The 13,899-nt window shown below is 42.3% G+C and carries 15 protein-coding genes; 1 reads left to right on the top strand and 14 read right to left on the bottom strand.

The features are described from left to right. Positions 1-146 precede the first annotated feature (146 nt). From thrS to A5867_RS08720, 4 genes are all read right to left on the bottom strand, one after another. The gene (gene thrS / locus A5867_RS08735; protein WP_005235617.1) at positions 147-2,087 is read right to left on the bottom strand and encodes a threonine--tRNA ligase; all 1,941 of its coding nucleotides are present in this window, start codon (positions 2,085-2,087) and stop codon (positions 147-149) included. Between the two features lie 310 nt (positions 2,088-2,397). Next, on the bottom strand, positions 2,398-2,574 hold the full coding sequence (locus A5867_RS08730; protein ID WP_005225916.1) for a 2-hydroxymuconate tautomerase: 177 nt from the start codon (positions 2,572-2,574) through the stop codon (positions 2,398-2,400). An 88-nt stretch (positions 2,575-2,662) separates the two neighbouring features. After that, positions 2,663-3,160 carry an ASCH domain-containing protein gene (locus A5867_RS08725; protein WP_005235615.1) on the bottom strand — a complete coding sequence of 166 codons (498 nt, stop codon included), beginning with the start codon at positions 3,158-3,160 and terminating at the stop codon, positions 2,663-2,665. Beyond that, complete coding sequence (locus A5867_RS08720; RefSeq protein WP_087627390.1) at positions 3,130-4,002, bottom strand: aminoglycoside 6-adenylyltransferase; 873 nt, start codon at positions 4,000-4,002, stop codon at positions 3,130-3,132. Before A5867_RS08720 ends, A5867_RS08725 begins: the two co-directional genes overlap by 31 nt. Before the next feature lie 140 nt (positions 4,003-4,142). Here A5867_RS08720 and helD point away from each other — a divergent pair, with 140 nt between their 5' ends. Beyond that, the gene (helD, locus tag A5867_RS08715) at positions 4,143-6,422 is read left to right on the top strand and encodes an RNA polymerase recycling motor HelD (RefSeq protein WP_087627389.1); all 2,280 of its coding nucleotides are present in this window, start codon (positions 4,143-4,145) and stop codon (positions 6,420-6,422) included. 57 nt (positions 6,423-6,479) lie between these two features. Here helD and A5867_RS08710 read toward each other — a convergent pair whose 3' ends face one another. The 10 genes from A5867_RS08710 to A5867_RS08665 form a co-directional block, all read right to left on the bottom strand. Further along, a complete protein-coding gene (locus A5867_RS08710; RefSeq protein ID WP_005225912.1) occupies positions 6,480-7,139 on the bottom strand; it encodes a hypothetical protein in 660 nt (219 codons plus the stop codon). A 215-nt stretch (positions 7,140-7,354) separates the two neighbouring features. Beyond that, positions 7,355-8,077 carry a YebC/PmpR family DNA-binding transcriptional regulator gene (locus A5867_RS08705; protein ID WP_005225911.1) on the bottom strand — a complete coding sequence of 241 codons (723 nt, stop codon included), beginning with the start codon at positions 8,075-8,077 and terminating at the stop codon, positions 7,355-7,357. Between the two features lie 79 nt (positions 8,078-8,156). After that, complete coding sequence (locus A5867_RS08700) at positions 8,157-9,323, bottom strand: nucleotidyltransferase (RefSeq protein WP_087627388.1); 1,167 nt, start codon at positions 9,321-9,323, stop codon at positions 8,157-8,159. Between the two features lie 27 nt (positions 9,324-9,350). Further along, entirely contained in the window at positions 9,351-10,079 is a 729-nt protein-coding gene (locus A5867_RS08695) for a class I SAM-dependent methyltransferase (RefSeq protein WP_087627387.1), read from the bottom strand. Further along, entirely contained in the window at positions 10,079-10,420 is a 342-nt protein-coding gene (gene rsfS, locus A5867_RS08690) for a ribosome silencing factor (RefSeq protein WP_034695537.1), read from the bottom strand. Before rsfS ends, A5867_RS08695 begins: the two co-directional genes overlap by 1 nt. An 11-nt stretch (positions 10,421-10,431) precedes the next feature. Next, on the bottom strand, positions 10,432-11,031 hold the full coding sequence (yqeK, locus tag A5867_RS08685; protein WP_005225907.1) for a bis(5'-nucleosyl)-tetraphosphatase (symmetrical) YqeK: 600 nt from the start codon (positions 11,029-11,031) through the stop codon (positions 10,432-10,434). Beyond that, a complete protein-coding gene (locus A5867_RS08680; RefSeq protein ID WP_005225906.1) occupies positions 11,021-11,662 on the bottom strand; it encodes a nicotinate-nucleotide adenylyltransferase in 642 nt (213 codons plus the stop codon). The genes yqeK and A5867_RS08680 overlap by 11 nt, the downstream gene beginning before the upstream one ends. 12 nt (positions 11,663-11,674) lie before the next feature. Continuing rightward, on the bottom strand, positions 11,675-11,986 hold the full coding sequence (gene yhbY, locus A5867_RS08675; protein WP_005225905.1) for a ribosome assembly RNA-binding protein YhbY: 312 nt from the start codon (positions 11,984-11,986) through the stop codon (positions 11,675-11,677). A gap of 15 nt (positions 11,987-12,001) precedes the next feature. Continuing rightward, entirely contained in the window at positions 12,002-13,120 is a 1,119-nt protein-coding gene (gene yqeH, locus A5867_RS08670) for a ribosome biogenesis GTPase YqeH (RefSeq protein WP_010748089.1), read from the bottom strand. Position 13,121: 1 nt separating this feature from the next. Then, complete coding sequence (locus A5867_RS08665; protein ID WP_005225903.1) at positions 13,122-13,646, bottom strand: YqeG family HAD IIIA-type phosphatase; 525 nt, start codon at positions 13,644-13,646, stop codon at positions 13,122-13,124. Between the last annotated feature and the right edge of the window lie 253 nt (positions 13,647-13,899).

The raw sequence follows: 13,899 nt of genomic DNA, 5'->3' as shown, positions 1-13,899 counted from the left end.
TATCACATACTAATTATACACGATTTTATTCACAAAAACAAAAAAAATCTAATCATTTTATTTTATATAGATTAAAAAAGGTAAATAGCACCTGCTGAAAGCAGGTGCCTATACTATAAAATCATTCGTTTTCTTTGAACCAAAAGCTATGCTCGGCTATAATTTTTCACTTCAGCAGCCATTGCATCAACAAACAGATTCAATTCTTCGACTTGGGTCTCCTTGCTGCCGTAGCGACGGATATTGACTGTCGCATCATTGACTTCTTGATCCCCAACAACAATTTGGTAAGGAATTTTTTGGGTTTGTGATGCACGGATCTTATACCCCATTTTTTCGTTGCGGTCATCCACTTCCACTCGCAGTCCTTGCGCTTGCAGGCGTTCTTTGATTTCGTAAGCATAGTCGCTGTGGGCTTCGACTGAGACCGGAATGATCGATGCTTGGATTGGTGCCAACCAAGTCGGGAATGCCCCTTTATAGACTTCTGTCAGGTAAGCCACAAAACGTTCCATCGTTGAAACGATTCCGCGGTGGATCACCACTGGACGGTGATTGTTTTCGCCATCTTCACCAACATATGTTAGATCAAACCGTTCAGGCAATAAGAAATCCAATTGGATCGTTGACAAGGTTTCTTCCATACCTAAAGCTGTTTTCACTTGGACATCTAGTTTAGGTCCGTAGAAAGCTGCTTCACCGTCAGCTTCAAAATAATCCAATTCTAATTCATCCATGGCCGCTTTTAGCATTGTTTGCGCATTTTCCCACATCGCATCGTCATCAAAATATTTGTCTTTGTTTTGTGGATCGCGATAACTTAAACGGAAACGATAGTCAGTAATATTAAAGTCTTCGTAAACGCCCACCATAAGATCCAGTGTCCGTTTGAATTCTTCTTTGATTTGATCAGGACGAACAAATGTATGACCATCATTTAAGGTCATTTCCCGAACCCGTTGCAACCCTGATAGTGCCCCTGATTTTTCATAGCGGTGCATCATTCCTAATTCAGCGATCCGAATTGGTAGTTCACGATACGAATGGATGTCATTTTTGTAAACCATCATGTGATGCGGGCAATTCATTGGTCGTAGAACCAGCATTTCGCCATCCCCCATATCCATTGGTGGGAACATGTCCTCGTGGTAATGATCCCAGTGCCCTGATGTTTTGTATAAATCCACGTTTGCCATGATTGGTGTGTATACGTGTTGGTACCCAAGGCTAACTTCTTTATCCACGATATAACGCTCGATCGTACGACGGATCGTTGCTCCTTTTGGCAACCAGAAAGGCAAACCCGCGCCGACTTCAGGGGACAACATAAACAATTCTAATTCTTTCCCTAATTTACGATGATCGCGTTCTTTTGCTTCTTCTCGTAAACGAATAAATTCCTTCAAGTCTTTCTTATCGAAAAAGGCTGTTCCATATACCCTTTGCATCATTTGATTATCAGAACTTCCACGCCAATAGGCTCCGGCTACTGATAACAATTTGTACACTTGGATACGACCTGTCGATGGGACATGAGGGCCGCGGCATAAGTCAACAAATTCTCCTTGCTGATAGGCAGTAATCGTTTCGTCATCTGGTAATTCTGTGATCAACTCAACTTTGTATGGATCTTCAGCAAAAAGAGCCAAAGCTTCCTCTTTTGTTAATACACGTCGTTCAATTGGCAGATTTTCTTTAATGATTTTCATCATTTCTGCTTCGATTGCTGGTAGATCTTCCGCAGTTACTGGGTTTTCCCCATTGTCTGTGTCATAGTAAAAACCAGAATCAATTGCAGGTCCTACTCCAAAATGGATCGATGGATAGAGTCTGCGCATGGCTTGAGCCATTAAATGAGCTGTCGAATGACGAAGTAAACCTAAGGCGTCTTCATGATCGGGTGTCACGATCTCAATCGTTGCATCTTCTTCGATCGGACGTGAAAGATCGATCAGTTGTCCATTGACTTTTCCAGCTAAGGCTTTTTTTGCAAGACTTTTCGAGATACTTTCAGCAATCTCTTTAGTTGTTACCCCAACAGCAAATTCTTTTTTTGCGCCATCAGGAAATGTAATAAATAATGACATATGAATGTCCTCCTTTGAATGATTTCAATCAATAAAAAAGTCCTAGTATCGGTTACGATACTAGGACGATCACTCGTGGTTCCACCTATTGTTCGAAAACAGAAAAAGTCTGTTTTCCTCTTCATGAGATAACGGTTCAACCGCCTCCGTTTCGACAGAGGTCTAAAAAAGTGGTCATCCTTTGGTTTTCTTCCAGGAAATTTTCAGCCAAGATTTCCCTCTCTTATCGAAGACTCTCAAACTCAGGTGTCTTTTTTATTGATCGATTATGGCTCAATTAAACCACTACCTACAAGAAAAAGCAAGAGAATTATTTCCAATCGCCATTCACAGCATAGGTTCCTTGCTTCATTTCATTGATGATGACATGGATATGCTCCTTAGGGGCACCCGTATTTTTATGGACCGCCTCAGTGATTTCTTTCATCATATTCGTCAGTTGTTCTTGCGAACGCCCTTCAACTAGTTCGACATGAATAAATGGCATACGATTTCCTCCTTTGTTTGCTTTTGATTATACACCTTTTTCAAAAAGACAAAAGCTATTCCCATGATTTCCAAAGAAAAACGTGTCTTTATTCCTCCTGATACACGACAGAAAACTTTTCACAAACGCATAGCATTTGATCGTGAAAAGACAACCCCGCTGAGGCATAAGCTCGTCGAAAAAAAGCTTCATGAACACGGCGCCAATAAGCCAAAGTGCGATCTCCTTCCCCTTCTAAAAAGGCAAACGCTGCTGTCACTTCATCAAATGGCACGATCGACACTGACTCTAAATAAAGAACAGCTCTTGGTACATCCGAACCATCTAAAAGGACACTATACGTTTCTGATTGCGGCAATGCTTCTTGCTCGATTTCATAGAGCGCAGCGGCGGAGGTCGTCGCTGTCTTTTTGCCAGCTAAAACAAGTGCTGCCAGTTCATCCGCCATTTCTGAAGTATCACCAAAGGACCAAGCATCTTCATAGGTCAGAGAAGATTGATTTCTTGGATTTGCTTTTAAAAACCGCTGCCAAAACGCTTGAATCTGACTGTCTTTTATTTTTGGTTCTCTGGTCTCATCTGCCAATTTTTTTCACTCCAATACTTCGTATATGTTTGGACATTCTCAGCTTCTTGCCAATCATAGGCCAACCCAAATTTCTCGCTGATTTTCTTTGCTTGCTTATCAAATCGTTTTTGCATCTTCAAAAGGGACTGACCGCAAGCAGTGATCGTGGAAAAATCAAGCAATGAGGTCAATTCCCGCCACTCCTTTTCCGTTAGAAACGACTGCAGGTATTTATGATTTTTCCCAGTACTCACCTGAAATTGCTGAGCATGGGCAACAAACAAATCTTCAATCCATAACAACTCTTGCCAACAAATGGTATATAAATGATCCGCAGCATAAATCAGCTGCTTTCGAAGCAGCCCTTTCACAACATACGTGCTTACCCACCAAAATTCGTTGCAGTGTTCCTGAAAAGCGGCTTGGGTCGGGTGCTTGATCCAGTAATGCGAATGATTTGCTTGATTAGCAAAACTTAGTATTTGGTCTGGATCAAGCAGCGGCTGCAAGCCTGGTTCGTTAGCCAGACGATCGACCAATACAAGAGGACATAGCATGAGATCGATTCTTACTCCGTCTAAAAAATGCATCAAGTACGTAAAACACCCGCCCAAACTTGGCGGATAGATGGTGCTAGCTTCCGGTGTTTGCCTGATCATGATCGGTCCAAAGGCTTCTAACCATGAAGGATCATCGACCAAGGGCTGAATATCATCCATTACGTAAACCACATCAAAGTCTTGTAAAAAATCTTTTGGCGCCTGTGGATCGGTCCGTGAACCAGATAAACCGATGGCACGTGCCCCAACACGTTGCCCCACAGACAGGATCAATTGGTGCAATTCTGCTTCTTCCCTCACCGTCTACACCTCTTTTTCGTTTCGTTTTTGAACACCTAAGCTCTTTTTATAAATATTAGCATAGTTTCTTTTTTTCCACGACATTCGCAGGGAAAATATGCTATAATTTTATGTCGCAATTTTTTTAAGGAGGATCCTTCGTGAACGAACGTCAAAAAGAACAACAACATGTCAATGAAACCATTGCTCTGATCCACAGAGAACAAGCGATCCTTTCGCAGCAAAAACAAGAGTTAGCCGCTAAAATGGATGATCAATTAAAAGAAATCGCCGATAAGAAAATTCGCGGGGGCGACAGTGAAGCCTTTTATGAATCAGTTATCGAGTACCAGCAGCATGAACAAGAATTGCTGATAAAATACCAAACCGCAGAATCACAAGAAAAACGCGTCAAAACCTTAACAACGATGGCGGGCAATCCGTATTTTGCTCGAATCGATTTCAAAGAAGAACAAGAAACCGAGACCCTCTATTTGGGGATCGCTTCATTGCGAGACAAAGATGAAGAAACGATCGTCATCGACTGGCGCGCACCGATCGCCAATCTTTATTATGAAGGAGAGCTTGGTGAGACCTTCTACGAAACAGACACTGATCGGTTTACGGTAGAATTGCTTTTGAAACGCCAATTTAAAATTCAAAATGGTGAAATCTTGTCGATGGTCGATACTTCGGAGATCATCAATGACGAATTTTTGTTGGAAATATTGGATGAAGCCTCTTCTTCTCAAATGCGTAACATCGTTTCGACGATCCAAAAAGCACAGAATCAAATCATTCGTGATACCACCAATAAATTCTTACTGATCGAAGGGATTGCTGGAAGTGGGAAAACCTCTGCTTTGTTGCAACGGGTCGCCTTTTTACTTTATCGGAATCGCAAATGGTTGGACGAAAAACAAGTCTTGCTGTTTTCACCCAATCATTTGTTTTCTGACTATATTTCCATGGTCCTGCCTTCTTTAGGTGAAAGTGAAGTGCCCACAAGAACCTTCCACCACTTTATCCAATTGATTCTGACTGGCTATGAAGTGACGAAAGAAACCCAACAAGAAGAAACCTTTTTAAGCGGCGACGATGATGCCATTGAAAAAATCAAAAGTAGTCTTTTCTTGGTGGAAAAAATCAACCGTTATGTCCGTTCGATTGCACCAATCGGTCCCTTGTTCCGTGATCTAAAAATCCAAGGGCAAACCTATTTGACAAAAGAACAGATTCGCCGCTGGTATCAAGAAACCAATAACGAACTGCCGATTTACCAAAGAACCCAACTGCTTCAAACGAAATTATTAAAAAAAATCGGCGGCTTGGAAAAAGATGAAGCCAAAAAAGACTGGGTCAAAGAAGCGACCGAAGAACAATTGCAACAAGTATTTGCCAATGATCCTCATCAAGAATACAGCGAAGAAAACGAACGCCGTTTGCGGAAGAAACTTAGACAGCAGATCGTCCGCAAGAAGTTCCGTTCCTTGACGCGGGGAGTGAAAAACTTTCAGTTTATCAACCAAGCCAAGCAATACTTACACTTTTTACAATCGGTTGAGCCTGCTGCAGTCAAAGAAACTGGCATCGAGGCTGCGGCTTGGCAGCAAAGTATTGCCGATATTCGACAAGGCATGCGCCAAAGACAGATCAAACAAGAAGACGCCGTTTTGTTTTTCTTACTGATCAAACAGCTTTATCCTGTTCATGTCGAAGAAAAAGCTCGGTTTATCTTTATCGATGAAATGCAGGATTTTCCACCAGCACAAGTGGCCCTACTGCGTCAGCTTTATCCAAAGGCTGGCATCACCCTGTGCGGCGATTTGAATCAAAAAGTGTATGGCAATGAAACGATCGTCGGGGCATTAGCAGAATTATTCCCCCGCGAAAGTGTGAAACGTTATCAATTGAAAACCAGCTATCGTTCGACTAAGGAAATCACAGATTTCGCCAATCAATTTTTAGTTGGCAGTGATCAAGTGGAATTGACGGCTCGTAAAGGGGCGGTACCAACAATTGTTAAAGGAACTGCAACTGAAAATCTGGCTTTCCTAGAAACCAGTATTCGTGACGCCGCTGAGAATCAGCGTTGGCGCACCGCGATCATTTGTAAAACCGCAAAGGATTGCCAGCAGTTATATGCCCAGCTGGCAGAAACAATGCAGGAACAAGTGCAGCTGATCACCTCTGAAGAAGACTTCATGAAACGCAATGTGATGATCTTCCCGGCCTTTTTAGCAAAAGGGCTAGAGTTTGACCAAGTATTTGTCTGGACACCAGGTGCCACTTTCGTGACTGAACAAGACCAATTGATTTTTTATACAATGGCGACACGGGCGATGCATCAGTTGACCGTCCTCACCCAAGAGGAATTGCCGCTGCTAGCAAAAGCTGATCCTACCACTTATCAGTTCCAAGAAGCATCAACGATCGGATAACAAAAAACATCACGATCGGCGAGTTCCCAAAGGAAACAAGCCGATCGTGATGTTTTTTTAGCCTTTTAACTCGCCAATAAATAAACGGGTTTCTGGATAGCGCATCCCTACGATGGTTAAAATCATTTGCAGCTCAGAAACGTGTTCGGGATCTTCTGGAACGAATAATTTTGTATGTCGCCCAATGCTGCCGTTATCGATCAAGCGATGGGTACGATTCCACTCACTAAATTCTTCAATCGTCGTAAAGCGACTAAGAGGAAAGCCAGCGCCATCCAGAATTTCTGTCAATCGAAAAAGTACATAGGAACTGTCGATGACAAATTCTTTTCTATGAGGCAAAGCACGCGTTCGTTTATAATCAATAATTGCTTTTTCTGGTCGGTGCTCTAAAAGCCAATCCAACAGCAAGAAGAACCCTTCCATTCGATACTCATCGATAAAGAGCCGTTCAGAGTATTCCGACATGCGAAAGACTAATGGAATCAAGAATCGCTCTTTATAAATTAATAAGGGTGCGCGATCAACGACGACATTTAAATAACGATTCAAATAAGAAGAGCCACGATAATCACCTAGACGATACCCTTCTACCCCATACTTTTGATATTTCCGACAAAGAGCCGAGCAGTCAGAAATCGATACAGACACTTCTGCTAGCTTTTCAAAACCACTTAAGATTCGATTAAATGGCTCTAAAACGATTTTTTCTTCCATGTCTGCCCCCCTAACGATTTGTTTGCTTATGTAGTAAATCATAACACATAAAATGTATAGAAACCAACTGAAAAGATGATCAACACAGAAGAATTTTCAGTAAATGAGCAACGCTACCGCTTCATTATTTCTCTTGCATAAGCGATAAAGCTTCTACATAAAAAAACATACTAAAAAAATGGCAGCCAGATTGTCTCTAGGCTGCCAAGTGACACTTATTCTTCCGCGTCTGCCACATTGTGATAGACGTTTTGTACGTCTTCAAGATCTTCTAACACATCGATCATTTTTTCGAATTTTTCTAGATCGTCACCCGTCAAGGTTACTTCATTTTGAGGAATCATTTGCATTTCTGCAATTGAGAATTCAGTGATTCCTTTTTCTTTCAAGGCTTCTTGAATGGCATGGAAGTCACTTGGTTCACCGTGAACGATGATTTGTCCATCTTCTTCAACGACATCACGAACATCGATCTCTTTGTCCATCAAGTATTCTAAGATTTCATCCGCATCGTCACCGGCAAAGCCAAAGAGTGCCGTGTTATCAAACATATAAGCAACGGCCCCTGAAACACCCATATTCCCGCCGTTTTTACCAAAAGCGGCCCGAACATCGGCTGCGGTACGGTTGACGTTATTTGTCAACGTATCGACGATCACCATTGATCCATTTGGTCCAAATCCTTCGTATCGAAGTTCTGAGTATTGTTCATCGCCAGAACCTTTGGCTTTTTCAATCGCACGGTCAATAATGTGTTTTGGCACATTGTAGGTTTTCGCACGTTCGATAACAAAGCGTAATTTTTGGTTCGCGTGAGGATCAGGATCACCCGATTTTGCTGCTGCGTAGATTTCGATTCCAAATTTTGCATAAACTCGGCTATTGTTTGCATCTTTAGCAGTTTTTTTCGCTACGATATTTGCCCATTTACGACCCATGATTTCACTTCGCTTTCTTGTTTTTAAAAATCCTTATTCATTATACTTGTCAAATGGCGTTCTGTGAAGTAATTTTCACTTATTTATCAATAAAAAGCGGAATTCTTCGAAAATTTTGTTCTGTGATTTGAGGATTCCCTTGCTGATAGATCTGGTCGATCCGCAATGACAAGCCATAGCGCTGTGCTTCTTGCTTACCAAATTTAGCGATCAGCGGCAGGGTCAGCTCTTTTTTGACCTCTTTTAAATAGTGCTGCCCTTGCTTCGTATACCCTAAGACTCGAATAAAGGAATGTTCTTGAGCTTCCTTCATTTCAGCTTTTGTCACTTGGAACAATACATAACAAGCAAGACGCTGCAGCCGCGTTTGGGTATAACGTTTCGTCTTTAACAACTTGATAAAATCTGTAAAAGAATCCGCCGCCGTCACATATTGTTTTAGTCGATATTCTAATCCTTCTTCCATCTGGTAAATAGCAGCTAATTTTTCGATTGGGGCAGAGATGATCTGGTATTGAAGATACGGCCAAAAGGCTTCCCAGTCGACTGTTGCTTGTGAAAGAAAGGTTTGTGTGGCTTCAGGAACAAAATCCACAACAGCTGCACCTTGTTTGATTGCTTGGCGAATGGCTGTTGCACTGGCGATTGTTGGATGATCGAATTGTTCTGAATGATAAGACGCCGCAACGCGTTGGATGGGGACCAAACGCATTGGTTTTTCATAATGCAGCACTTCCCGTGCATAGGCCATACCCAACAGATGATTGGGCTGGTCTTTTTCTTCATGGTACTCAGGATATAGCTCACTGAGGACCGCACTCATTTTTTGACTATAGGTAGCATTTTGCCTCGCTAAGCGTTGAAATGCGTCATCGATCATTAGTTGATTTTCTTTTTCAAAGTGAGCAAACTTGGCATAGTCGAAGGGGTGTTTCGTATCTGTGCCAAAGCATAACAACTCACATTGCAGATCCTGCAGAATCCTAATCGCTCCCGATGCAAAAAAATCAGCAGAGTGGACGGCCCAAGCGGGGGGCAATTCGACGATCAAGTCTACCCCATGTTGTAGTGCTGCTTGAGCTCGCTGCCATTTATCGATGATTGCTGGTTCGCCACGCTGTAAAAAATTTCCACTCATCACCGCAACGACGACATCAGCATTCGTTACTTGCCGTGCTTTTTCCACATGGTATTGGTGTCCATGGTGAAAAGGATTGTATTCTACGACTAGTCCGCAAGCCTTCATCGACATCCCTCCTGTTTTACATAACGGTTACTTATGGCAGACAAAAAACCAGCGACGGCTTTTTTCATTTGGTTTCGTATCGATAAAATCAGCATAGCATTCAACATTAGCAAAACCAGCATTTTCTAACATTCTTAAATAGCTTTCAAGAGGATAGGTTCTTTCTTGATGAAGCTCATCTAAGCGTTCAAACAACCCATTCTCTTGTGCAACAAAAAAGGTCAAGAAGTGTTCAATGCTATGGTCTTTTTCTCCTTGATAGCTTTCCCAAAGAAAGGCAAATTCATCCGTTTGGTAATGGTAGCTATAATCAGGAAAGACTTCATCAATTTGATATAAGGAATGCACATCAAATAAAAAGACGCCATCTTCTTCTAAACAACTGTAAACACCATCAAACACTTGCTGCACACTCTGCTCGTCTTCCATGTAGCAAAGGGAGTCAGAATAGCAGGTAATTGCTTGATAGGTGCCAACATCTACGAGATCCAGCATGTCACCCGCAACAAATTGCACAGCCGCCTCTTCTTTTTCAGCCCGTTGACTAGCGATTATCAGCATCTCTTCTGAAAGATCTAACCCAGTCACGTCAAAACCAGCCTTGGCAAACTCAACGGCTAACGCACCAGTTCCACAAGCCAATTCTAACAGCTGTTTTCTTTTTCCTAAATGACGACAAGAAAAATCCAGCCACTTTTTATAGAGACTGGAATCCATTACTTCGTCATAGACAAATGCGAAGGTTTCGTAAGCCATTACGCCACGACCCATTCATTAAGATCCACAAGCGGCGCATCAGACCATAATTTTTCTAGGTTGTAAAAAGCACGTTCTGAGGCACTGAATACGTGAACGATCACGTCACCTAAGTCGATCAAGACCCATTTTCCACCATCTTTTCCTTCGACACGGCGAACAGATACTTGATTTTCTTCTTCTTTATCGATGACTTCATCAATGATCGCATTGATTTGACGTTCGCTATTTCCTGAACAGATCACAAAGTAATCTGCTAGCAAAGAGATTTCCCGCACATCTAATGCCATAATATCTTCGGCATGTTTTGAATCGGCGGCTTTTACAGCAATTTCTAATATTTTCTGACTATCTATGGTAATTCCCTCCTATATTTGGCTACCCAAAAATTGTAGGTTTCGATCGTTTTTGGGTAGATAACTGCTTCTGTTTCGATCAAATGAAGCAAGGTATGTTTCGTTTCGTAAGCAACAGCGGCATCTAAGTCAATCATTGCGATCTCTCTAGCTTCAACGACTCCAGGAAACGTACGTCCGGGTTCGATATAATCTGCCACATAGATGATTTTATCTAACAGACTCATCTTAGCAGCTCCGGTGGTGTGCAAACGGATCGCTTGTAAGATTTCTTCGTCATCGATTTCTAATTCTCGTTGAACGAAATCAGCACCGACGAGTCCATGCCAGATCGCATTGTTCCAGTTCAAGAGATCCAAGTCGAATCCGTCTCTACGAATGACTAATTGAAATTCTTCATCGCTGCGTTCCTTCGCATAATCATGCGTCAAGGCGGCGATGCTGGCTTTGACCGGTGAAGCACCATATTTTTCCGCAAGGGCAACGGCCGTTTTTTCGACACCTAACACATGCTCAAAGCGCTTTTGACTCATCTGCATTTGGACCTTTTGCATCAAAAGTTCACGTTCTGCTTGTGTGTAGTGTTCACTCTTCATCCAAGTACAACCCCTTTTCTTGAATATAGTGTAACACATTATCTGGCAATAAGTAGCGAACCGAACAACCTTGTTGCACTTTTTTACGAATTGTTGTTGAGCTGACATCCATTAGCGGGATATCGATCCAAATAATCGGGTATGGGCTATCGATCGGCACTTCTGGACGACGAACCCCCACAAAAGTCACCAATTCCATCAGCTCATCGATTTGATGCCATTTTGGTAAATAGTTCACCATATCCCCGCCAATGATAAAATAATAATTGGTATCTGGATTCTTAGCTGTCAATTCCCGCATCGTATCAACCGTATAACTCTTCCCTTTTCGTTCCAACTCAATGGTCTCTACAGCAAATCGCGGATTATCGGCGATCGCCAACTCCAACATCGCCAAGCGGTGCTCAGCTGGGATCGTCTTTTTCTCATCAACATGAGGCGGTAAATACTCAGGCATGAAATAAACTTTATCCAGCCCTAATGCTTGCCCTACTTGCTCACCCATGACCAGATGTGCGTAGTGTACTGGATTAAAATTCCCACCAAGAATGCCCACTTGCTTTTTCGGTACAAGTTCTTGTGTTTGTGTCTCTAAAACCGTTTGTACCTTTCCAAATGTTTGTCCTTGCATGCCTTCTCCCTCCTAAATTGAACGAACTTTGCTTGAAATCGTTTGGTATTTTTCTTTGCTTGACGGTTTGAATAAAACGATCACTCGTCCGATGATCTGTACCACTTCACAGCCGACTTTCTCACGGATCGTTTCAGCTGCTTCGTCAGCAACCTCATCGGTATTTTGGAGCAATGAGACTTTGATCAATTCTCGTTTTTCTAGCGCTTCTTCAATTTGCGCCATCATCGCGTCATTCAAGCCGCCTTTGCCGATTTGAAAAATCGGGTTTAAATGGTGCGCTTCACTTCGTAAAAATCTTTTTTGTTTTCCTCGTAAGTCCATATTCTTCCTTCTTCCTTATACTAATGCTTTACGTCTAAGCACATCGACACCCTTTGGCGCCCACCCAGCGATGACACACGGTTTGGTGATCGTGATCCAGCCAAGTCCAGCAAAAACGATATCGGTTTTTTCTTTGATTGAAAATTCGAAACGGACGAGTTCAGGAAAATCCGCCACTTCATCTGCTCGCGGCGGCTGCAGCAGCCCACCAACATGTTTCTCATAAAACTCATCGGCTTTCGTTAATTTGGTCCGATGGATCGCCACATCATTTGCTACATAAGCAATAAATGAACTGCGTTCTCCTTGAATGAAATCAAATCGGGCAAGTCCTCCTAAAAACAAAGTTTGTTCTGGATTCAACTGATACACCTTTGGTTTGATCTCTTTGGCTGGTGCCACGATTTTTAGATCTTTTTTACCTAAATAATGCGCCATTTGATGACGATGAATGATTCCTGGTGTGTCGATCAAGAAGTGTCCGTCATCCAATGGAATCTCGATTTTATCCAATGTGGTGCCTGGGAAACGCGAAGTCGTGATCAATTCGTTGATCCCCGCTGTTTGTTTGATGATTTGATTGATCAATGTTGATTTTCCAACATTCGTCACACCCACCACATAGACATCGCGTCCTTCACGATACGTTTCGATCGCTTGCAGTAAAGCTTCCGTTTCACCTGGCTTCTTGGCACTCGTCAATAATACATCCACTGGTCTTAAACCAGCTTCATGAGCACGTTCCTTCATCCATTGGGTCATCTTCGATTTTTTCAAAGATTTTGGCAAAATATCCACCTTGTTGCCCACTAATAAAACAGGATTATTGCCGACGAAGCGGTGCAGTCCTGGGATCAATGAACCATTAAAATCGAAAATATCAACGACATTAACGATCAAGGCTTCTTTTTCCCCGATTTCATTCAGTAGACGCAGAAAATCATCGTCGGTAAGGGAAACATCTTGGATCTCATTGTAATGGCGCAAACGGAAGCAGCGTTGACAATAGACTTCTCCTGATTCAAGTCCTTTTTCTAATGCGGATTGCGGGGTGTAGCCCAATTCATTGGGGTTCGTTGTCTGAATCACTGCCCCGCAGCCGATACAGTGAATTTCTTCGATTCCTTCTGTCATATTAAATTCCTCCACGCCATTTTAACTCTGGGTTGTGCTTCAATAAATAGTTCATGATTTTTCTTTCTGCGGCTCGATTAAATTGGGTTTTCCAAGAATCCGTTGGGATCACTGGTTTCACTAAAATACTGCGAACACCGGCACGATTGGCACCTCGTACATCCGTCATGATTTGATCGCCGATCATCACGACCTCTTCTTTTTTCAAGCCTAATTGTTGATAGCCTTGTTTGATCCCTCTTGAAAAGGGTTTTAATGCGCGGTGTACGTACTTTAAACCAAAGGGCGCAACTGCCCGTGCCACTCGTTCACTATTGTTGTTGGAAACGACAACTACCGGTATCCCAGCATTTTTCATTTCCAGTAGCCAGTTTTTTAGTTCTTCGGTTCCGTCAGGATTGTTCCAAGCAATCAAGGTATTATCAAGATCGGTCAAAATCCCTTTGATCCCCTGTGCCTTTAGTTGGCTAGGGGTGATTTTATAAATCGCATCGACCATCCAAGTCGGTTTATAATTTGAAAACATAAAATCTCCTTTGCTGCATGATTTCTTCACGTATTAAAAATCGGCGACTAGTCATCGATCCAAATTGTCGATCCTTAAAAAGAAACAGTCCGATCTGCCTACAATCACGCAGATGGTTTCTATCAAGATCAGACCTCTTCAACCTGTAATTATACAATAGAATCTTTTTGAATACTAGCAAGTGCGCCAGTTTCTGCAGGTTTCTTGTAAAAGAACTGAAAAAGGAACCTGCCAAGACAACCGTTTGTCCTAT

The sequence above is a fragment of the Enterococcus sp. 6D12_DIV0197 genome, assembly GCF_002174385.1.
Lineage (GTDB): Bacteria > Bacillota > Bacilli > Lactobacillales > Enterococcaceae > Enterococcus_D > Enterococcus_D casseliflavus.
The sequence above is the reverse complement of the archived record's forward strand: the minus strand, read 5'-3'. Positions and strand labels throughout refer to the sequence as shown.